Origin of the sequence: uncultured Gimesia sp. (assembly GCF_963972345.1) — a bacterium.
Classification (GTDB): domain Bacteria; phylum Planctomycetota; class Planctomycetia; order Planctomycetales; family Planctomycetaceae; genus Gimesia.
Genome location: NZ_CAXAVM010000008.1, coordinates 21,763 through 42,082 on the forward strand (window position 1 = coordinate 21,763; position 20,320 = coordinate 42,082).

Below are 20,320 nucleotides of genomic sequence, written 5' to 3' on the forward strand. Positions count from 1 at the left end.
GCCTTCAGCGGATCGTAATGAAATCGTTATGGTTGAGTAAGGCATGCACCAGATTTTCGCGTGAGCGCCAGGTCGGGTTCTGATGGTTCGCTGCTTTTAAAGTGGCCTGTGTTTCCAATAACGCCTGAGTACAGATCTCGAGTTCTCGAGGCATTGGTTCCACACACAGAATTCGCTCATAAGCCAGCCTGATAAATTCCTGATCACTCAGCGAAGGATGCTCCGCGCGAATTTTTTCGACGATCTTCCGGGCCATCTGCAAAGAGACTTTACTGTTCGCCAGCGTGAGTGCCTGCTGGGGAACGACGCTTTCATTTCGACGATAACAGGCAAAGATATCAGCCGCATCAAACATGCCGATGAATTTGTCTTGCGAATCGCGCGAGTAGGTAAAATACAGGCTGCGGCGTCTGCTGTCCGAATTCCTGTCAGGATCAATCGTGGGGCCGCCCATCGTCAGATCCAGTTCTCCCGCCAGGTGCAGCAGGCTGTCACGAATCACTTCTGATTCCATCCGAACGGTATTCCGTTTCCAGTAGTACCGGTTCGTTTCGTCTTTCGTCAGATTCTGCGGCTCTGCATTCCGGGTAGAAATGCTGAGCTGATACGCCTGTGAAGTCACCATCAGCTGATGAAGATGCTTCATACTCCAGTCGTGTTCCATAAAATCCACTGCCAGCCAGTCGAGCAGATCCTGATGCACCGGCCGTTTTGCTCGTAATCCGAAATCGGTCACATCTTCTACCAGTGGTTCACCAAAATGACGCAGCCAGATATGATTCACGGCAACACGCGCCGCTAATGGATTTTTCCGATGCGTGATCCAGCGGGCCAGAGCCGAACGTCGTCCGGTACTGGTTTCGGGATAGGGTTGCAGTCTTGTATCATCCTTTTCGTCCGGACCTTCCAGTGCTTTCAGCGAGGCACGGACCCGTGTATATTTTTCACCCGGCTTGCTGACAGCTTCTTTTGCTGTCTCAACATGCTTCTCTGCAGCCGTAATCTCTTTACTCAGTTTTTTCTTTGCATCTTCGCTGGCGGTTTCCGCTTTTTCTCTCGCTTGCGCCAGTTTTTCCTCAGCCAGTGCCAGCTCATATTTCCGGGCTGCCAATGCCGCAGCCTGCGTTAATGTGGTCAGTTCGTTTTCGGGAACGTCATTCAGGCGGGCTTTTTCGACGGCATAAGCCGTGCGTAATGTTTCCGGGTAGAGCGTCGCTGCCTGCAGGCTGGCCTGCGCACGAACCGACTTTGCCTGCGCCAGTTCGAGTGTCATTTTCGCAGGCTGCTTGCCTTCGATCATCGTCTCATCCGATGCGAGAGTCTGAATACTGATCTGTTCGAACTCTGCTGTGGCGTCAAATGCCAGCAGTTCCAGTTGACCGGTTTCACGCGGGAGCGGAAGCCGATACGAAAGGGCATGCGTGCCATTGATGGCGACATTCACCAGTTGACCTCGAACTTTCAGCTCCAGTTCATAGGATTGATTCAGTTTCACTTCGCAGGCATGTCGTCCCTCGGCGGGATAAACAGAGTTCCCATTTTCTTTATAAGAGACCTGCAGCTTTGACCCTGGTTGAACCGCACTCAGGTAGATCATCTTTTCCCGATCGCCGATCACGTCAAACGCGAGGCCAACAGAACGCCATTTGTCTCCTCCCGTGGTCTTGAACTGGAAGCGGGCTTTGAAATCACGGGGATGGTTCGGGATTGAACGCAAAGAGGCGCGCCCATAACCGGTTTTTGTCTGGATCAGTTTGCCTTCCAGGTAGGACCATTCACCAGGCCCCAGTGTCCAGAATTCAGGTTTTTCATACTGGAAATCATCTTCCACAAATGTGGCTGCCTGACCTGATACGTTTTCAGCCACCTGGTTCTGTGATGACTGTTCCAACTGCGCCAGTTGTGTTTTTGCCTGTTCAGAGACTTTTTGAGCTGCAGCAATTTTTTCGTTAGCTGCTTTCAGCTGATCCTGCAGGACAAACTCCTGTAAGGCCGGGTAATGCGCTTCCGCCGGAAGCTTAACCGGCGTGACTTTGAATTCATCGAAAGTGAATATCTCGGGAGTGGCCGGCTGCATCGCCTGGCTCTGATCCGGATTTTTCTCATCGCCGCGGATATGTAAATAAGTTTTCGTGTCAGCGTGGGCATCAAAGATGCGCGGCAACCCATCCTGTTCCAGATCGGTTTCTCCCGGCAGGGGATCCAGGCGCACCTGATACGGCTCGAAGATTGCCCGCATTGAATAATAGTCGACGGGGCTCAGTGGATCGTATTTGTGATCGTGGCACTTGGCACAATTCATCGTCAGACCAAGAAACGCTTTGGAAGTATGCTCCAGTGTGCTGTCCAGCCAGGTTGTTCGGTTAAACAGGTAATAATGCCGCGCCAGAAAACCGGTAGCGCGCAGTGCATCGTGGTCGGTCGGTTTCAGTTCATCCGCGGCGAGCATGTCCTGCACCATTTCCGCATAACTGCTGTCACGGTTCAACGATTCGATAATCCAGTCGCGCCAGTGCCAGATATGCTTCTGGCTGTAACGCAGTTGCTTACCCAGACCATACCAGTCGGTGTACCGCCAGATATCCATCCAGTGGCGTCCCCAGCGTTCGCCGTATTGCGGGCTCGCCAGTAATTTTTGTACAACTTTTCCGTAAGCATCTTCAGAGGAGTCGTTCACAAACTGTTCGATGTCCTCCTGTGTCGGAGGCAGGCCGATCAGATCCAGGTAAACGCGTCGAATCAAGACTCGACGCGCTGCCGGTTCGACAGTCACCAGCCCCTGCTGCTCCCGTTTTACTTCCAGAAAAGCATCAATCGGATTATTCAAGCCCACATCGGGAACCTTCGCCTTCACGGGTGCCTGAAAGGACCAGTGATCTTTGGGGCGACCGGGAATCTCTTCTTTGGGTGTGACGGCGCCCTGCTCAATCCAGGTTCGGATGAGGGCAATGTCATGCTCCGACAGCCGCGACCCTTCCTCAGGAGGCGGCATCTGCTCATCTCCTTTGGCCAGAATCCGCTCCAGCAGAATGCTCTCGTCCGGCTTACCAGGGTGAATGACGGCCCCCGAATAACTTCCCTTGAGCATCAGCTCCCGGGTCTCAAGACGCAACTCCGCTTCCTCTTTCAGAGCGCTGTGACAGGCAAAGCACTTCTCTGCAAAGAGGGGCTTAATCTCTTTCAGGTAGTCTACTTTTTCCGCAGACTGGACTGGCCTGGCAGATCCGGTCAGCAGGAACAACAGTATGAGGAAAGAGGCGGGTCGAATTTGTCGAGGATATCGTATGCTCATACATTAATATTAACCAGGGAACCCAAACCGTGATAAGTGCTTACTTTTGATTTTTATATATTATATATATTTTTCATTGTATATTTTATACAAAATAGAGATTGTTTCACTCATAATCAGGACAATACGAATAAGGGAACCTGTCGGGCTGGAAGGATTGGAGTACAGTCAGGAATTGACGGCAGCCAAACGGCTGACAGCTTCTGAGTTGATCAGCCTTGAAGTCCGAACATTTCGCGTCTACTATTGCTGCACGGAAAACAGGAAGTTCAAACGCGATAAACTGAATTCTGTCCGGTATTTCGGCTGCAGGAAGTAGCTCCCCCATTTCCAGGTAAATTAGAAATTGATCGATGGTTTCATGATCCGCACCGGGAATCGAAACGTTTACTGCTGCCAGACATAATACACGTTCACATCCGCGTCATTCAACCAGCGATTACACATAAGGGATTTGACAATGACTGAAGATACTAATTTGAGTAAAGAACCAGGAACTCACAAAGAGTTTTCTCAGGATAGTATCTACCTGATTTCCTATCCCAAAATCGTATTTCTGTACCCGACCCTGATGGTTTCAGTTGCTGCTGCGATTTTCATGACCTTCGCGGGAGAATCCGCCCACATCGGTGGAGAGCGTGAGCATGTAGCGGAAGTCATGGCGCTGATCTTTCTGGGGGTCTTTGGATTTAATCTGACCGTCCTCGCATTTGATTTCCCACGTACGACTTCGCTGACGCTGTTCTTTCTGGGCGCTGCAATATTTATGGGGGCCTGGATGATCCTGCGGTTTAATCCGGATATCGTCCCTCCCCTGACCAATCTGCTGAAAGGTTTGCGTCCCTGGGCGAATTCGCAGATGTACTGGCTGTTTTCCGGAATCCTGGGGCTGATCTTTATCTGTGTGGGCATTTATGTTCGCTTTGATTACTGGGAAGTCAAAGGCAATGAACTCCTGCATCACCACGGTTTCCTGAGCGATCTGGAACGTTTTTCTGCACCAAACCTGAAGATCGACAAAGAAATCAGCGATATCTTTGAGTATCTCCTGCTGCGTTCCGGGAGACTGGTGCTGCACCCGCGAAATGAACCTCGGGCGATCGTACTGGAAAATGTACCTTTCATTTCCAGTAAGGAAAAACAGATTACCCGCATGCTGGGTGCCCTACAGGTGCAGGTGCGAACGGACAATTCCTGACGAGGAGCAGACTGAACCTCTTTTTAGAGACGCGTGTCGATCAGGAATGGGTTTCCCTCGATTTAAAGTAAGTTTTAACCTCAAGTAGTAATCTGTCGCTGAACCAGTGTCTTATCAGACCTCGAATGGCACGTTGGCCAAAATGGTCCGCACGCTCGTTGGCGTGCTCGCCTGACATTGACCACCTGTCAAGACAGGATTGATAGACCACCAGACTGGTCGGCGGCAGTTGGAGATGCTGGTAATGGGTAAAAAAGGGAAAAAGAAAGCTTCGAAAGAAGACCCGAATTCACGTACCATCTGCCAGAACCGCAAAGCCCGGCACAACTACGAAATCCTGGATACGCTGGATTGCGGGATTGTGCTGGCGGGCAGTGAAGTCAAAAGTATTCGCGCCAATAAGGTTTCGATCGAAGAAGGCTTTGCGCGGATGCAGGAAAACGAAGTCTGGCTGTTCAACGTTGATATCGCCCTGTACCCGCAGGCCAATACCATGAACCACCAGACCCGCAGGCCGCGAAAACTGCTGATGAAAAAAGCAGAGATCCGCAAATTCGCCGAGCGGTCTGAAAACTCCAGCCTGACGTTGATCCCGCTTACCATGTATTTCACACGCGGACTGGTGAAAGTCAAACTGGGTATCGCCAAAGGCCGCAAACTGCACGACAAACGCGAAAAGCTCAAGAAAGACTCCGCCCGCATGGATATCCAGCGGGCAATGCGAGCCAGAAATAATTAAGGCCCCGGAGATTTCTCCCCGGGGCTTTGAATGTTCTGTCGGATTTTCTTCTCCGAATTAATTCTTTTCTTTATTCGGATCGATATACAGTTTGAGGTGAACTGTCTGACCTTTTTTTGCAGTAGCACCTGGTACGGGGACCTGCTGATAAACGTGGTGGATCAGTCTGGGCTCCTCCGCAGGATCACCGGGCCATACTTTAGTCTGAAAGCCCATTTTTTGAAGTAAGGCTTCGGCAGATTTATAGTTGTGTCCAACCATATTGGGAACTTTGAAAGCTGCCTGTTGAACAGGGGCAGCTTTGGGAACCGGACGCTGTACGTTTTCTTCTCCTGCGTCTGCCACCACTTTTCCTTCCAGGCGGTAGTCGTCCAGATCGGGAGTGAAAGGATCTTTTCCAAAGATGCCTCCGAGGATTCCCCGGTTCTTGTTAGCGACGACATTGCTGAAGATATATACGGTCGATTGATTTCCGCTGGGATGAATCAGTTGCACGGCTGCCGGTAAATAGGTCTTCGGATCCAGCTTGATTTTTGCTTCGCGGTAGTTGGCTGCGTCGGCTCTGCGACGTGGTTTCGCAGCGATGATGATCTGCTCGGGCGTATTCACCAGCAGCTTCAGGAAGTAACGCTGTTTGGCAACTTTCGCTGGCATCCCAAACAGAAACGGCAGGGGCCCTTCCATGATATTGACGCCGCGTCGCTCCAGGGGAATCGGAAAGACTTCGTATTTTTTCTCATTTTCGTCGATGGAAAAGATCCGCTTGCCATCACAGATCCAGCGTTCGTCCTGCCCTGGTTTCAAGGCATAGAAATCGCCTTTGTCATTCGGCTTATCGCTTTTTGCACCCTCAGGAATTTTCATTCCCGCAATATCAATCCGGCCCTTGTCTGGCTGCTCGTAATAAAACCGGCCTTCCGATTTCTTCTCAATTTGAAATACATCGTCGTACTCACGCCGAAGATGATTGCCTTCCAGTTTTTCGATTTTGGCTGATTCCCGTTCCCAGTTTCGCAGGATCTCTTCCAGGGCAGCCGGCAGTTGTTGTTCTACCTCGGGTTCCTGATTGGCGGCCGGTTGTTGCCCAAGCGCCTGGGAAAGCTGATTGCTCAGCAGCAGGCCCGCGGCAGCACAGCAGGTGAATACGAGCGCACTTTGAAGTAAGACAGGTTTCAGTTTCATTGTTTATCCAAATCCTTCCCTGAATTGCAGGTCTGGCAGTTCTCTGTGCCAGTGAGACTGGCGGTGGCCCGATATGATAATGCAATCCGTGCTATTGAAGAAGACAGGTTCATCGAGTGAGGCGGGGAGTGAATTTCAGCTGATTGACGAGAGAAATGGTTTACGGTGACAAGTACTCGAATTTTAACAGGTTTCCAAAATCGTGACTATCCAGATTTCGTGATCTTATTTACCAGGGGGATTCCATTAATTGCACAATCTGGTTCGCCAGACTGTCCGTGGCTGTCTGAGTGGCTGTCGCCAGTGATTGCCCGACTTCCGGTGCAAAAGAAGCCTGTGAAACCAGCTGCACGACATCCGCAGAAATAGGCACTTCCTGTTGTGACAGAATCCTCCCTGTTCGCGTATCTTCCCAGGTCACATCAACCACAAACCTCAGGTTCAGGTTTCGTGGGTCATTATCCTGGGTTGTTGCTAACACGCTTTTATCAATTTGTCTGATCGTTCCGGTTAAACGTGTATCAGCCTCGATTCCTTTGGCCAGGCGAAAGGGGGTGCGTGACTGAATTTTTCGCTGGACCGCTTCGGTCAGCTGATATTCATAACCGCGACGAAACGTCTTATTTTCAAAGATGGGTACATAAACGGTCTGCACGTCTGTCTGATAGGAATTGCCAACGGTGTACCCGCAGCCTGTCATATCACAAGACAACAGTAACAGTAATAACATTTTAACCAGGAAACGTTCCATAAATTTATTCAACAGATCACTGAGAATCGGACCTGCAGGCACAGCTGTTACAATTTGACGCGCGCTGGCTCTGCCTCTTCTTCCAGAGGAATTTTTCTGATCGGTTCTCCAAAACCTTCCAGTTGCAGTCGTGCCGGTGCTTCCAGTTCACGGGGTGCCTCGGCTGCGTTCGCGGGGGGATTTACAGGAGCCGGTTCAGATTTTCCAAACCCAGGCAGACCCGGCAGAAATGATTTTGCTGGCTCAGGCTGTTCGGCGACCTGCTTTTTGGGTGTCGCATAATTCGCCCAGAGATGGCTGGTATTCTCTGCCCCCAGTTCTGCCAGCAGTTCACGCGCCTGATTGGCAAACGGAGAAGTCGGATAATGTTCAATCAGCAGGTTACAATAAACGGCGGCAGACTTGGGTTTACTGCGACGCATCCAGTATTGCACGGTTTCCCACTCACGCTTTGCTTTGGCATGTTCGATTTTTTTCAACTCTTCTTTCAACCGGGCCTGTTGCGCTTCGGGAAACAGTCTGAGTGTTGTCTCTTTCAGTTCTCCTGCATCTTTCAGCACGGTGGCATCATAGGCGGGCCCCTGGTAGGACATGAGTTTCACATGTGTTCCCAGCATGAAGGCATCTTTGAGATGCGGGCTTTTCGGATATTCTTCCCGCAGCAGGCTGAAAGTCCGGTCGGCATCCATGTAGCGGCCTTTTTTCAGATAGTGACTGGCGGTCAGCATTAAAGAATCATCAGCCAGGGGGCCGGTCGGATCGTGGAGCCAGATCGATTTGAGCGCTTCCAGTGCCCTGTTTTCGGTATCGAAGACGGGGCGGCTGCGATCAAACAGATTCGGGATTAAAGCCCAGCGTGTTTTTCGATCTTTTCCGTCAGTGGGAATCTCCGGTGTTTCAGAGCCGGGTTCTTCCAGATTGACCTGCTGAATGTCACCGCCTTTGACAATACTTGGCTCCTGCAGCCAGTAACGGGCTATGGTAAACATTCTTTTGGTTGTCTGATCCAGATGCCGCGTCGAAGGGAAATCAATCAACAACTGGTCATAGCTGTCTTGTGCCCAGGAGTATTTCTTTTGAGCAAATTGCGATTCCGCCACCATGAACTGGGCGTCTTCTTTGATCGGATCGTTTTTAAACCGCTTTACGATCGACTTGAATTCCTTTTCCGCTGCTTTAAAATCCTGTGCTTTGAATGTTTCGTTGGCCTTCTGATATTCGGCAGCACCGACGGAAGGTTCGATGAAGTTGGCTTCTTTCTTTTTTTCCCACATTGCGGTCTGCATGATCCGCTGCATCGGGCCACGCACACCCTCGATGGAGGGATCATCCGTCGCGCTCTTCTTAGACCAGGGAGGTTTCATCGCGGAAAAACCGGATTCACGATCGCCAAACATGGCGCACCCCGAAACCAGACCACAGATCATCAGTGCAGAACTGAGCAACAGGAATCGAGGCTGGCTGGAATTTTGATATTTTAAGTATGAAGTGGACATGGTCATCCCTGACTTCCACCTGGGGGAAATGATGTGATTATAGTTGAAGGTAGGGCGCCATTTTGGGGCGGCGGCCCAGGATATGAGACATGGTTGTAGACAGTAGCTGTCGAATTTCTCGTTGTTGCTGAAGGGACAAGTTTAATCGCTGGGAAAGTAATGTATTCTCGTCAGACAGCTTCTGCAGGATCGCAATTGCGCCACGGGAAACACGTACGTTACCATGCCGCTGTTGTTCACAGTCCTGACAGTACAGCCCGCCATTACCGGCATCATACAGATACGATTCCGACGGCCCGAGTTCTCGACTGCATCCTGCACAGTATTCGAACTGAGGTAGCTGACCAATTTCTTCTAAAATGCTTAACTCAAATTTTATCAACGATTTCTGAAAATCATCGTGTTCCTGCAGGTGGTGCAAAACTTCACAGGCCGCATCATACAGCTCTGGATGAGGATCATATTCCTCAGTCAGGGCATCCAGTAATTCGGCAATGTAGTAGCCCACATACAGGTTGGATAGACTTCCAGGATAAGGGCGAAAACGATTTACCAGCTGAGCTTCGGTCAACAGATCGAGCCCGCCGGAAGATTTTCGGATGAAGACTATCCGACATGTGGCTAACAAGTCAATAGCAGCCTCAAACGAGCTTTTCAGCCTTTTCGCACCTTTTGCCAATGCTGCAGTCTTCCCAAAATCCCGGGTAAACCAGGTGATCACTTTGCTGGATTCGCTGAAATCAGCCAGACGGATCACGATACCTTCGGTTTTTTCATTCGACATGGATCAAGCCAGAATACGCTCTGTGAGTTCAACCGGATTGTCCTGTCCCGGTAAGGGAATCAGAAACCTGGCTGACGTAGGGTGAACGGGAAGATTGGATTTTAGGAAGTGACGTAGCGTTCTGAAAAGGAGAATCAGGAGTATTTCAGACAGGCAGAGGGGAAATAAAAATAGCCTGCGAACACGTTCGCAGGCTGAATTGTTGCGCGAAGGCAACCAGCGCTCAATTGGAGACACACTTTTAACTTTAAAGCGTGTACACTTTCAGGAGGCCCGTCAGGATCCTATGCGAGATCCTGTATGTCAGGCAGAGTATGGAAACGTCTGCCGGTGATTCTTAGAAGACGTCCAGATGGAAATGATTTCCTGAATGGTAAGGACGCTCACTGGGATAAAAATTATGCCAGCTTTTGTTGTAGACAGGAATCCGCATGTTTTCCGGATACCGATAGTAGAGGTTATCGTAGCTACCCTGTGGTCTCTGGAAGTTCTGGGGATAATACACATAGGGGTAGTGATAAAAACGATTCCAGTCAGTAGGTTGTCCACGACCAGCCGCCAAAGCATCCGAAGGCGAAAAGGTAGACGTGGCCAACCCAACCACAAACAGGAACAACCCTGCGAGCATGAGACGCCGCACCATCATAGTTCTCTCCTTGCCAGTCGGTAGAATAAAGCGATCAGTCCAGCCTGGACTGTCCTTGAAAATCAGCAGAGGAATTCCTGAATTATCAGGACTCCACAATATTCATCGGCCTGGAGAACGGCGTCACAACAGGAAACTTCTGCACAAACGGATTAATCAGCGTAATTCAAACTGATCACACGTATCAAACCTCGACTGGTCGCTTGCCCGGTCTCACACGAGCCAGGCTGTCGAAATACCTTCCATGATCCAGCGATCCAGCAGGCTGAACAGTTCTGACTCCTGAGTCGTTTCTGTTTTCAAAGAATTGACCGTTTGAATATCCGCCCCTGTCGTTTCCCACATCCGGCCCAACCACTGTGCTGAGTGCTTGCTGTCAGATTGAGCGGTAGAGCGACGGTCGAGCAGGACCCGGTTTTTCTTCAGGCTGGCACCGGCTGTTTTTTGAAAATCCTTATCACTGAAATTCCCGTTAAGCAGAGCAGCACCGGCAAAAAAATGAGGCGCTTTCAACAACAGTTTCGTGGCCATCGAACAACCGCTGCCAGTCGCCGCCAGATAGATTCGATCTTCATGAATATTCAGAGCTTTACGGAGTTCGACGACTGTTTTCTGAATGTTTTCCATGAACTGGGCGGCAAACAGATGACTGTCGGGCCAGTGGTAGCCGTTGTCTGGCGCTGCGGGATCAATGGCAGGTGCACGGAAGGAGAGCCCCAGGTAATTTCGCAGGCTGATTTGAGGCATGATTTGATGCAGGTCATGCTCTGATCCCCCGTCAGAGTGCAGCCAGATCACCAGTGGATAAGCATAACCCGGCTCATAATGCTCGGGGCGAAACAGGGAAATATGTTTGAGAGGCAGTTGGATCGGCGATGCCGTACTGCCCTGTAATCCCAGGATCCGATTCTCTGCCGATGATTGCAGATGATCCGTTTGTTCTGCATTCAATGCCTGTTCAATCCATTTAAGACGCTGCGTAAAATCCATTGTCAATCTGCTTTCGAAGAGTAAATCAGGGGGTAGTCTTAAATGTGGGGGAAGTTACGAATTTATTTCTGAGCGGCCAGTTCCATTTTGGAGGCAGGGTTCGTCCCGGCAGGGCTGGTTGCACCATACACGGGAAGATCAATGGACGAAGCCACTTCGCTCATCGGGAAGTATTTACCGGGGCAGGCAGTCGCTTTGACATCGCGGTGCCCCTGTACATGATCACTGGAAATATTGTATTCTGCTTTGAGAACACCCACCAGTTTTTTGACCGCAGCCAGCTGCGCATCGGAGGGTGGCTCATTTTCGAAGTTACCAACCAGACAGATGCCAATTCCATGCTGGTTATACTTGTTATCGCCGGCGTGGGCACCATGCATCTGCTCGCGCCAGCGGAACGTGGACTCGATCGAACCGTCGGGCATACCGTTTCCGTTACCAATTACAAAGTGATAACCAATGCCCAGCCAGGTGTTCCCTGATTTATCTTTTTTCTTACTGTGCAGTTCATGAATACTTTCCACGCTGCCTGTCGTTGAGGCAGTATGGTGAATCACAATGTATTCCCAGTCGCGGACTTCCGCCTCTGGTTTCCAGGGGTTCTGCGGCTCAATCGCCAGTGGTTCCACCGCGATCGTAGGTGGTGTCGTAAATAAAGGCGCACCAGGCACGGGTTTGGCAACCTGAGGTGAGTATTGGGGAGCCGGCGTTGGTGAATTGATCGCCACAGGAGGTAAGGAGTTCCGCTGAGTGCATCCTGAGATTTCAAAGGCCGGCAACATCGCGACGCAACACATTATGATGCCCTTCATATTGCTGCCCTCCCTGACAGCGAATCTGCAGATCAACTCATTTGAAAAAAGGAAACGGAATGATTTGGATCCAGACGGTGATTACTTTAAGTCGGGACTGTAATTCCGAGCCCTTTTTGTGTCAATGCGGGGAGTGCTGGTGCTTTGAGCGGTGCACAAACCGCAATAGAAAAACTTGAATCCAATCACACAGAAATTGGAAAAAACTCCTTATATCACCCAAATCCGGGACGCATCTTCAACCCGTCTGACCTGTTTTATCCATTTTGCGCAACAGACACGATTTCGAGCAAAAAATCAAGATCCGAGATGAAAGACTCAATCTGGCCTCGCAGGCAACCGCAAACATGTGGCATCGAACAGAGGACACAATCACCATAAACAACTGTTAAAAAAGGGGTTACACTACTTTTGAATCATCTCTGCGATTGACATCTGTAAAATAAGCCGACTCGGTCCAGTGCTTAAACCATACATGCAGCTGTTCCGCCAGCTGATCTGCTTCCATGAGCCCTGCTGCTGCGAATTCATTGATCGCCTCACCCACTCGCATTCCCTGATGCAGGCAGGAAAGCAGAAAAAACTCCGCTTCAGAGATGGCTGCGCGACGCACGATATATTGCCGACGCGTGATGGCCAGATATGTGATGTGCGGGTCCGGGATCGCTGGGGTCTCACCCCGTTTTGTACTGGTGATATATTCGTGAACGGGAAACTGAAACTGCAGTAAACGAAAGCAGGGAGCCATCTTCAAAGTCAGATCGGGCCATTCTTCCGGAGTCACTGCCTTCAGATTCTCCGCTGTCAGCAGTTCCTGCTTTTCGATTCCGGGACCATCAAAGACTTCGCTGTAAACCCGCTCCAGCGTCGCCAGTTCGATCAGAAAATCAGTCCAGTCGGCTGCTTCTGCCTGCGACTCGGGTTCAGGTCGACTCTCCTGCAGGAAGCGGGGGAAGCGTGCTCCCAACTCTCCGAGTGTATAACTGGCAGGAGGATACTTCTGCAGATACTGCAAACTGAATGCACCAAAGGCGGCGGTGCCCATCGCGGTCACCAGGGCCGCATATTCCTCACTGAGACATTCGAGCAGCCGCGCATAGTAGGCATTGGCATAAATACCAATGCGTTCCTGGCTCGTCTGCTGACTGGATCTGGTAATTACCGACTCCAACTGGTGGTCTAGCAGCGGTATCTCGCGTTGTGCTTCTTCCGAAGCGATGCCCGCTGTGATTCCCCCCGGCGCGCTGATCACGGTCTGCATCCAGCGCTGCAGCTGTTCCAGTTTGCGTTTCTGCTGGCTCATTCCACTTCCGCCACAATAAATGATGCTGGATGAGGAATCGCCTGCGAATCGATGTGGACAGGCTCTATCTCTGTTTTCATATTTTGCGCCGCGGGAAGATTTTCATCCATGTACTGACGGGCCTTTAATACTTCCTGATGCACAACGGGAAACGGAGGAATCTCCGCGTCCCATTCCAACAACGTTGAGACTCCTCCGGTACGCTGATGAAGTAAGCGAAACAGATTCCAGACCGGGTCGACCACATGCCCGTCATGAGTATCAATCAGATGAGTTCCGCAGTTGGTGTGCCCGGCAAGATGACACTGCACCACCCGCTCTGCAGGAATTGCTTCTACATAAGCGACCGGATCAAATTCATGATTTACACTGGAGACATAGACATTATTCACATCCAGCAGCAAACCGCAGTCCGCTTCTTCCGCCATGCGACAGACGAATTCTGACTCGCTCATTGTGGAATCCTGAAATTCGAGATAACTGCTGGGGTTCTCCAGGACCAGTGGTCGTTCGAGAATGTCCTGTACGATTCGAATCCGTTCCACCAGATGGGAAAGTGTCTCTTCGTTGTAAGGAATGGGGAGCAGATCATGTGAATTGCGGCCGGCGACACCGGTCCAGCAGACATGGTCGGAAATCCAGCGTGCGTGAATCCTTTCCGCCAGTCCTTTCAGTTTTTCCAGATAGTCACGGTTCAGCGGGTCGGTACTGCCTATCGACAGCGAAACGCCATGCATGACGATCGGATAGTGTTCCGCAATTTGTTCCAGAACAGCACGTGGGCGACCGTTTGAATCCATAAAGTTTTCAGAAATGATCTCAAACCAGTCTACTTCCGGCCGGTGTTCCAGGATATGGGAGAAGTGTACCGTCCGCAGACCGACTCCCAGCCCCAGATTCTCATGTCCCAGACGTGGTTTCCGCATGCGTCTTTACTTTCGTTCCTTGAGTTAAAACTCTGAGGAGTGTTGCATTCAGGTTCTGATATAAAGCGGGCTCCTTCACAAACTGTTTGAAAAGGAGCCCGACTTCCCTGTCTTTCAACTGACTCTTAATTTTTTTTGGGTTCTGGTGCAGGACCGACTTTCTTACCCGCTTTTTCCATGGCTTTTTCGAATTCAGCTCGTGCAAGCTTCCAGGCATCAGGCATCAGAGGAATATGACAGCCTCCTTTACCTTTACACGAATTCATGCCGGGGTTGCTGCCACAGCCGCCCTGCCCTTTACACTCGTTTTCACCAGAACAGCTGTGTTCGGCAACGGAAGCACATGCTCCCAGGCCGGCACATTCATTTTCAATCCCGGCGTGTTTGCCTTTGCAGGTATTCAAACCGCGGCAGACATGAGGTTCTTTCATCAGCAGGCTGACATCTTTATCACCTGTTTCGGCTCCCCCTTCAGCAGCATGGTCATGATTGTCATGCGCATCAGCAGTTGTACTTCCGGCTTCTGCATCAGCATCAGGTGTTGCAGGTGCAGGTTGAGATGCAGGCTGACAACCTGCCATGGAACCTGCAACCACTCCTCCAAAAGCAGCAAAGGTCAGTCGATTAAAATCGCGTCGATTCATTTCCGGACGTTTCATGGATTACCTCGAAGTTTCTATACGGCAAAAAGATGTGAGATCTAACTGAGAATTCAGACTAAACAGCAAGCAGCACCCGTTCTGTGAGTTATCTCACATTTCAACTGGGAATTAAACTGAGGATATAGTTTTTCAATCATTTTTTGAACTTCTTTTTAATCAACCTGCGTCTCAACTTTTGACTTGATTTCAGTTGCATTTCTTCAATGTTGACTATCTTTAACCAGCGCCGTTCCCGCTGATGTAATCAAACTCACATATTCAATTTTGAAAACGTTCGATACTCATTTCAGGCAAACTGCTGTCTTATCAGATCTGAAATGAGACCTTGCTTGAAACACCGCGTTAATATCGAAGGTTGCGAGATCCCTGTGAAAAGAAGCCAGTGAAATGTCATTGATTTCGAATGGATCAGTCCTGGATCAGGGAGAGAAAAACTGTAATAGAATCCCATCAAAACGGAATAATTGACGTATAAAGTATAAGCCCCGAGTGAAACAATCTTTCTGGACGTTTTACATTCTGATAAACCCTTCCAGTCATAACACTTACCTGAAGTCATTCTCGATCGGATCTGCCGTTGCTTCTGAAGTCAGTCCGTTCTCTGATTCATTCCCGTTTATCTGTACAAGATCCAAACAAATCAACTAATTACACTCAAGTTACCGGACAACTACGGAATATCCCGTTTTCTTCCGGCTGAAGATTAAGTCAGAGCACTGCAGGATTTACCTCACCCCTGCTCTGTCAATGCAGAGAACTTAGACAGCTTGCGAAACACCCGTAACCGTATACTGATCAGTAACCGACATAAACCTCATATCAATTACAAAAATCTGAACCAGAATAATCCTGCAAACTGAACAGACCATCAAATATTACCGATATGTAAAGCGTGTAGGACCTCTGGATATTTATCATAAGGAACCATTATGCGTACCGGGCATTTTATCATTTTTTCGCTGAGTTTATTAAGCCTTCCCTTCTTTGGGGAATCCACATACGCCGAAGAGATCAAATGGCAAACTGATTTAAAACAGGCAGCAACTCAGGCTCGTTCTGAGGACAAAGCAATGTTGATTCAAATTGGTGCGTCCTGGTGTGGATTCTGTCACAAAATGGATCGTGAAACTTATAAAGACGCAAAAGTCATCAAGCATATCAACTCCTGTTTTGTTCCCATTCGCGTGGATGCAGACGAAAACTCGGAGCTGGTAGAAGCGATTGGCGTTGCCGGACTGCCCACCACTGTGATCATTACTCCCCAACTGAAAATTGTAAAAAAGATTTCCGGTTACGTGGCAGCTCCCGAAATGCAGGGGCATCTCAGTAAAATCTGCCTGGTGAATCATGAGCAGGCAGCGCCTCCCCTTAAACAGCAACCCATCCAGAAAATGAGTCAGAAGCAGGTCGCACCTGAGTTTGCCTTCAAAAAGATCTGCCTGGTAAGCATGCTGGATGATCAGGAACTGGTCGAAGGCGATGTCCGATATACAACAGAATACAAAAGCCAGACGGTCTGTTTCGCGTCGATTGAACACAAGCAGAAATTTGATGCAGCCCCTGAAAACTACTGGCCCGCTTTTGAAGGAAAATGCCGCGTCTCACAGCTGGAACGCAATCAGTCTGTAGAGGGAGATCCCTATGCCGGAGGCGTGTATCGCGAGCGACTCGTATTTTTCACCTCAGAAGCAGAACGGGACAAGTTTACTTCAAATCCGGGTTATTACCTGATCAGTAAGTAAAGAAAAACACCTGACAGTCATCCTCAACTCCGGTTGGAAGGGAGAGAAACAAAATCGCTGTCAGGTGCAATTGCAAATTCATTCAACAGCCTGTCGCCGACTGTGGTGACAGGCTGTTTTTTTTATTGATCGTTTAGATTGAAGGTTATTTAACAGTTTCGATCGATTGAGGTTCCAGCCAGATAAACTTGCCTTTCTGAGCAATCTGTTTACCTTTTACATTGACTGCCAGGCTCTGAAAACGCCCTTTATATAATTCAGGATGTGAGGCATGTGCGCCTTCAATCACATAAATTTTTCCGTCGTCACTTTTGACCGCCAGGCCTAATTCATCCGGATTCTGCCTGGGATGCACCCCGAATTCACAGGCAGCACAACCGGTGGTCCCTCTAATGGAAACCAGTTCAGAGGCAGCAGGCGAATCACTGGCGGCTGCCTGTTTTTTATTTAAGCCAGCGACATATTTCGCAGGATCTTTCTGGAACTTCTGCATCACAGCCTGGCTGGGGAACTGATATCGCAGCCCCTGGTAGATCGACGTAAACTCCGGTTTCCCAGGCACGTCTTTCCCGCCATCGACTTTACAGACAATACATTTCCCATCGCAGGCCAGATCAACGTCAGCGTATTCTGCAGGTGATTTATCAAAAACCGCTTTAATACTTTCATTCGGAAACAGAAATACGCGTCCCTCGTAAAAACTGATATGATCAATCTTACCCGGCTTCCGCAGGCCATCATGATGAGCAAAGCAGACGGTGCAATCTCCTTTTAAAGCAGGAACATATTGTACCGGTGCTGCTTTAAACTTCTGTTTCACTTCCTCTGAGGGAAACAGATAAGTCTGGCCATCATAGATCTCAGCAAACTCAGGCTTTCCGGCCACCACTTTCTTACCGTTCACCAGGCAGACAGCACAGTTCCCCTCCAGGGCAACGGGAGCCTGTTTTTTCTGACTGTTTTCTGTCGCATTCGCAGCATCATTGAGACAGACTACAGATACCAATACTGCTGCTGTCATTCCAAACCGAAACAAATTCATCTGCATCTCCTGAAACGTTCACTCTGTTTGCTATGAAGGGAAGCCGCACTGCTGGTAATCATAATGGTCAACCTCGAACAGAATCCCTGACACACTGATTCATAGTTGATGAACCAGAACAGTCTCAGTATTGCGGTCGTTGCGGGTGTGATCTGTGCTGTATTTCACAGTCATGAATTTTTTTAGAACTGAAGCCAACAGTCTGCTCACTGCATGACCAGTGAGAAAACGGTATTGCATGAAATGCTCAAGTGTTGATAATCAAAGCCTCTCTCCCAAACAAAGATATTCACAGACATTTCTCAAGTCCTCTCTAATTCTTCAGTTATAACAAACCAGGTGCCTTATGTGGTGCACAAGTTGCCAGTCCGATGTGGCTGCCGAAGTTTCGCCAGATTCCAAACGCGTGCAATGCGCGACGTGTGGAAGTGATCTGGGCACAACATCGGCTGCGCGTATCAGTGACAAAACCAAAGAGGCCCGTGAACTGCTGGCCCGCTGGTCGAATCGCGAAATCCTGGATCCATACGGTCCCCTGACGCGATCCGAGTCGCGCGCTCATAGTTCCGCATCACTGTTTGAACAACCTGAACCACCACGGGCAGAGACAGGTTCACAACCGGTGAGAAAAGCAGAACCGGAACCCGCTCCTGCTTTTCAGACAAATGAATCACATATGAATTCGGAGACTGTTCTCGACCAGACTGACGCGGATGCTTTTTACGAGACGGATCAGGTAGAAGATTATGAAGAAGAGATCCTGCCTCGACTGCATTCTGAGTACCGCGATATTCAAGACCTGATTGAAGAAGATGATCAGAAACCCAACTGGCTGGGACTGGTGGGACAGTTGATGGCCTATGGTGGCGTTGCCGTTTTGACAATTGGTACCACGCTTGTCTTATGGGGCTATTATGGTGGCCCTGCAAACTATGCATCAACAGGCTGGCTTATCAGTACGGCAGGTCAGATGTTGCTGTTCCTGGGTGTGATCACACTCGTCTCGGCAGGCATGGAACAGACCACCAGTTCTGTCAGCCGCCGGATTGATCGTCTGGGCAAACGCATCTTTCTGTTTGAACAGGCCATGCTCGAACAACAGCAGACAATGCAGCGGAAACGACGTGCTTCCACTGCTGTGAAACGTGCTGCAGCAGAAACGGCGTCACGCAAATCGGCCTAAGCCATCACCTCACCTCTCAAAACCTGATCAGAATTCCGCCCGGGATTCCAGCAACAACAGGTGTTCTTTAAGCGATGTTCCCTGTGGCGCGGAAAAGCCACCCAGCTTCCCCCCGGATGCAATCACACGGTGACAGGGAATCAGAATTGGAATCCGATTTGAAGACATCACGGTCCCCACCGCACGTGCAGCACGCGGTGAACTGGCTCTCTCCGCGAGTTCACCGTAAGTAATCTGCCTGCCATATCCAATCTGCTGTAAAGCTTGGACGACACGCGACTGAAATGGAGTCATCTTCGTTAATTTCAGTTTCACGTCCTGAAATTCCACATGAGCCCCCTGAAAATAATCCTGCAGCCGTTCCTGCAATTTCGGATACCAGTTCGATTCAAGGACTGATTTCGCAGAAGACTGTCCATCCCGATGAGTCTCCGCCCTGATTACACGCAGCAGATCATTTCTGGCAGGCAAGCCCATCAGGAACCGTTCTACAGTCTCTTCCCTCCCCTGCAGACCACACCAGCCGATTTCCGTCTGAAACAGCGACCAGTATGAGTCTGATTCAGCAGCAGAAGTGGTTAAATGTTCTGTTTCAGGAACTACACGCTTTACATAAACAGTTCTTTGACCCATCTTAATTTCTCCGATAGAATAAGTTCCACGAATGAGCCTCGGCTGACAACTTCTGGCCGGAGTCGTCAGTCCCAATTATATGATGATCGAGCAAATATGCATCCATACAGCATGCTGTCTGATGATTATTTCATCAACTTGAACCTGTGCACGGAAATGACACTCCCTTCCTCGCGGGATACCGTTTTGAATTTTTTTGAACGGGTCCAGAAATCATTTCCCAGCATGCGGAATTTCTATAATCGCGGTGAAAATGGTTTCATCCTGGAAGAAGATAAAGAAGAAGTCGGGCAGCAGCGCTGGATGTCTCTGGAGTCTCAGCGAATCTGTAGTGGCTATTTAAATCCGAAGGATCCCGAAGACTGCCTGGAACAGAACCGGCTGATGCTGGAACTGGTTCCTTATATGCTGTCTGTCAGTCCGCTGGATTGTGAAGCCCTGGATTATATCGTCGGTTTTGATTTTACTTATCGGGGTAATCATGATGCCCTGGTCGCTGAAGTACTCGGTGCCAACCATGCCGTCGACAGCCTGCTGCAGATTCCCGGTTCACAGGCTTTGAACTACGAGCCTTCAATTACACTCAGCCTAGAAGATTCCTGTCGCTGCCAGGCACGACTGCTGATTGAAACCCGAACCAACGCCTATCAGGTTAAACGGGAGGAGTATCCCGACGAACAGATTTCCGTCTTCTTTACGCTGCGGCAGTACGGAAGTCAGTCTGCAGACACGAGGTTGGAAGACACGATGCTGGATCTGAAAACCAGGTCGGACCAGTTACTGAAGGACTATGTCATCGATCAGGTACTGCGTCCTCTGGCCCAGGCCATTTCAACGAAATAAACCGAGTTTTACAGATTCGGGGCTGGTCCAGTTTCAAAAACCGGTTTCCCGTTATAGAGTAACAGTTTATAAAGAGAATGCTTCTGGAATAACATC

Annotated in this window: 18 protein-coding genes; 5 read left to right on the forward strand and 13 right to left on the reverse strand. The window is 49.7% G+C overall.

Going from position 1 to position 20,320, the window contains the following annotated elements; genetic code table 11:
* Positions 1–4: 4 nt before the first annotated feature.
* Complete coding sequence (locus AACZ40_RS02400; protein ID WP_339673082.1) at positions 5–3,292, reverse strand: PSD1 and planctomycete cytochrome C domain-containing protein; 3,288 nt, start codon at positions 3,290–3,292, stop codon at positions 5–7.
* 460 nt (positions 3,293–3,752) lie between these two features.
* Between AACZ40_RS02400 and AACZ40_RS02405 the strand changes: the two genes are divergently transcribed.
* Both AACZ40_RS02405 and smpB read left to right on the forward strand, forming a co-directional pair.
* Positions 3,753–4,490 carry a hypothetical protein gene (locus tag AACZ40_RS02405; protein WP_291175860.1) on the forward strand — a complete coding sequence of 246 codons (738 nt, stop codon included), beginning with the start codon at positions 3,753–3,755 and terminating at the stop codon, positions 4,488–4,490.
* Between the two features lie 244 nt (positions 4,491–4,734).
* Positions 4,735–5,229 (forward strand): SsrA-binding protein SmpB, encoded by a 495-nt coding sequence (gene smpB / locus AACZ40_RS02410; protein WP_339673086.1) that lies wholly within the window; start codon positions 4,735–4,737, stop codon positions 5,227–5,229.
* Between the two features lie 57 nt (positions 5,230–5,286).
* On the opposite strand, the gene AACZ40_RS02415 is transcribed toward smpB, so the two are convergent.
* From AACZ40_RS02415 to AACZ40_RS02460, 10 genes are all read right to left on the reverse strand, one after another.
* Entirely contained in the window at positions 5,287–6,411 is a 1,125-nt protein-coding gene (locus tag AACZ40_RS02415) for a PASTA domain-containing protein (protein ID WP_291175852.1), read from the reverse strand.
* A gap of 229 nt (positions 6,412–6,640) precedes the next feature.
* Positions 6,641–7,141 carry an LPS assembly lipoprotein LptE gene (gene lptE, locus AACZ40_RS02420; protein WP_339673090.1) on the reverse strand — a complete coding sequence of 167 codons (501 nt, stop codon included), beginning with the start codon at positions 7,139–7,141 and terminating at the stop codon, positions 6,641–6,643.
* 68 nt (positions 7,142–7,209) lie between these two features.
* Positions 7,210–8,658, reverse strand: coding sequence for an outer membrane protein assembly factor BamD (bamD, locus tag AACZ40_RS02425; protein ID WP_291175846.1), 1,449 nt, complete (start codon positions 8,656–8,658; stop codon positions 7,210–7,212).
* Positions 8,659–8,695: 37 nt separating this feature from the next.
* Entirely contained in the window at positions 8,696–9,442 is a 747-nt protein-coding gene (gene recO / locus AACZ40_RS02430; RefSeq protein WP_291175843.1) for a DNA repair protein RecO, read from the reverse strand.
* A gap of 337 nt (positions 9,443–9,779) precedes the next feature.
* Positions 9,780–10,088 carry a hypothetical protein gene (locus tag AACZ40_RS02435; RefSeq protein ID WP_291175840.1) on the reverse strand — a complete coding sequence of 103 codons (309 nt, stop codon included), beginning with the start codon at positions 10,086–10,088 and terminating at the stop codon, positions 9,780–9,782.
* A 213-nt stretch (positions 10,089–10,301) separates the two neighbouring features.
* Positions 10,302–11,078, reverse strand: coding sequence for a hypothetical protein (locus AACZ40_RS02440; protein ID WP_291175837.1), 777 nt, complete (start codon positions 11,076–11,078; stop codon positions 10,302–10,304).
* A gap of 62 nt (positions 11,079–11,140) precedes the next feature.
* Positions 11,141–11,890: a peptidoglycan recognition family protein gene (locus AACZ40_RS02445; protein WP_291175834.1), complete on the reverse strand. Its 750-nt coding sequence runs from the start codon at positions 11,888–11,890 to the stop codon at positions 11,141–11,143.
* A gap of 400 nt (positions 11,891–12,290) precedes the next feature.
* A complete protein-coding gene (locus tag AACZ40_RS02450; protein ID WP_291175831.1) occupies positions 12,291–13,193 on the reverse strand; it encodes a DNA-binding domain-containing protein in 903 nt (300 codons plus the stop codon).
* Positions 13,190–14,119, reverse strand: a complete 930-nt coding sequence (locus AACZ40_RS02455; protein ID WP_291175828.1) for a DUF692 domain-containing protein — start codon at positions 14,117–14,119, stop codon at positions 13,190–13,192. The genes AACZ40_RS02450 and AACZ40_RS02455 overlap by 4 nt, the downstream gene beginning before the upstream one ends.
* Positions 14,120–14,244: 125 nt before the next feature.
* Entirely contained in the window at positions 14,245–14,778 is a 534-nt protein-coding gene (locus AACZ40_RS02460; RefSeq protein WP_291175825.1) for a hypothetical protein, read from the reverse strand.
* Between the two features lie 932 nt (positions 14,779–15,710).
* Between AACZ40_RS02460 and AACZ40_RS02465 the strand changes: the two genes are divergently transcribed.
* Positions 15,711–16,523 (forward strand): DUF255 domain-containing protein, encoded by an 813-nt coding sequence (locus AACZ40_RS02465; RefSeq protein WP_291175822.1) that lies wholly within the window; start codon positions 15,711–15,713, stop codon positions 16,521–16,523.
* A 145-nt stretch (positions 16,524–16,668) separates the two neighbouring features.
* Here AACZ40_RS02465 and AACZ40_RS02470 read toward each other — a convergent pair whose 3' ends face one another.
* Entirely contained in the window at positions 16,669–17,565 is an 897-nt protein-coding gene (locus tag AACZ40_RS02470; protein ID WP_291175819.1) for a hypothetical protein, read from the reverse strand.
* Positions 17,566–17,911: 346 nt separating this feature from the next.
* On the opposite strand from AACZ40_RS02470, the gene AACZ40_RS02475 reads away from it, so the two are divergent.
* Positions 17,912–18,748, forward strand: coding sequence for a hypothetical protein (locus tag AACZ40_RS02475; RefSeq protein ID WP_291175816.1), 837 nt, complete (start codon positions 17,912–17,914; stop codon positions 18,746–18,748).
* Positions 18,749–18,775: 27 nt separating this feature from the next.
* Here AACZ40_RS02475 and AACZ40_RS02480 read toward each other — a convergent pair whose 3' ends face one another.
* Positions 18,776–19,381, reverse strand: coding sequence for a methylated-DNA--[protein]-cysteine S-methyltransferase (locus AACZ40_RS02480; protein WP_291175813.1), 606 nt, complete (start codon positions 19,379–19,381; stop codon positions 18,776–18,778).
* Between the two features lie 111 nt (positions 19,382–19,492).
* Between AACZ40_RS02480 and AACZ40_RS02485 the strand changes: the two genes are divergently transcribed.
* Positions 19,493–20,224, forward strand: a complete 732-nt coding sequence (locus AACZ40_RS02485) for a hypothetical protein (RefSeq protein WP_291175811.1) — start codon at positions 19,493–19,495, stop codon at positions 20,222–20,224.
* Positions 20,225–20,320: the final 96 nt, after the last annotated feature.

What these genes read in the sequence shown, in the direction of transcription:
- AACZ40_RS02400 (WP_339673082.1), bottom strand. Translation starts at nt 3,292, where the DNA reads ATGAGCATACGATATCCTCGACAAATTCGACCCGCCTCTTTCCTCATA.
- AACZ40_RS02405 (WP_291175860.1), top strand. Translation starts at nt 3,753, where the DNA reads ATGACTGAAGATACTAATTTGAGTAAAGAACCAGGAACTCACAAAGAG.
- smpB (WP_339673086.1), top strand. Translation starts at nt 4,735, where the DNA reads ATGGGTAAAAAAGGGAAAAAGAAAGCTTCGAAAGAAGACCCGAATTCA.
- AACZ40_RS02415 (WP_291175852.1), bottom strand. Translation starts at nt 6,411, where the DNA reads ATGAAACTGAAACCTGTCTTACTTCAAAGTGCGCTCGTATTCACCTGC.
- lptE (WP_339673090.1), bottom strand. Translation starts at nt 7,141, where the DNA reads ATGTTATTACTGTTACTGTTGTCTTGTGATATGACAGGCTGCGGGTAC.
- bamD (WP_291175846.1), bottom strand. Translation starts at nt 8,658, where the DNA reads ATGTCCACTTCATACTTAAAATATCAAAATTCCAGCCAGCCTCGATTC.
- recO (WP_291175843.1), bottom strand. Translation starts at nt 9,442, where the DNA reads ATGTCGAATGAAAAAACCGAAGGTATCGTGATCCGTCTGGCTGATTTC.
- AACZ40_RS02435 (WP_291175840.1), bottom strand. Translation starts at nt 10,088, where the DNA reads ATGATGGTGCGGCGTCTCATGCTCGCAGGGTTGTTCCTGTTTGTGGTT.
- AACZ40_RS02440 (WP_291175837.1), bottom strand. Translation starts at nt 11,078, where the DNA reads ATGGATTTTACGCAGCGTCTTAAATGGATTGAACAGGCATTGAATGCA.
- AACZ40_RS02445 (WP_291175834.1), bottom strand. Translation starts at nt 11,890, where the DNA reads ATGAAGGGCATCATAATGTGTTGCGTCGCGATGTTGCCGGCCTTTGAA.
- AACZ40_RS02450 (WP_291175831.1), bottom strand. Translation starts at nt 13,193, where the DNA reads ATGAGCCAGCAGAAACGCAAACTGGAACAGCTGCAGCGCTGGATGCAG.
- AACZ40_RS02455 (WP_291175828.1), bottom strand. Translation starts at nt 14,119, where the DNA reads ATGCGGAAACCACGTCTGGGACATGAGAATCTGGGGCTGGGAGTCGGT.
- AACZ40_RS02460 (WP_291175825.1), bottom strand. Translation starts at nt 14,778, where the DNA reads ATGAAACGTCCGGAAATGAATCGACGCGATTTTAATCGACTGACCTTT.
- AACZ40_RS02465 (WP_291175822.1), top strand. Translation starts at nt 15,711, where the DNA reads ATGCGTACCGGGCATTTTATCATTTTTTCGCTGAGTTTATTAAGCCTT.
- AACZ40_RS02470 (WP_291175819.1), bottom strand. Translation starts at nt 17,565, where the DNA reads ATGAATTTGTTTCGGTTTGGAATGACAGCAGCAGTATTGGTATCTGTA.
- AACZ40_RS02475 (WP_291175816.1), top strand. Translation starts at nt 17,912, where the DNA reads ATGTGGTGCACAAGTTGCCAGTCCGATGTGGCTGCCGAAGTTTCGCCA.
- AACZ40_RS02480 (WP_291175813.1), bottom strand. Translation starts at nt 19,381, where the DNA reads ATGGGTCAAAGAACTGTTTATGTAAAGCGTGTAGTTCCTGAAACAGAA.
- AACZ40_RS02485 (WP_291175811.1), top strand. Translation starts at nt 19,493, where the DNA reads ATGCTGTCTGATGATTATTTCATCAACTTGAACCTGTGCACGGAAATG.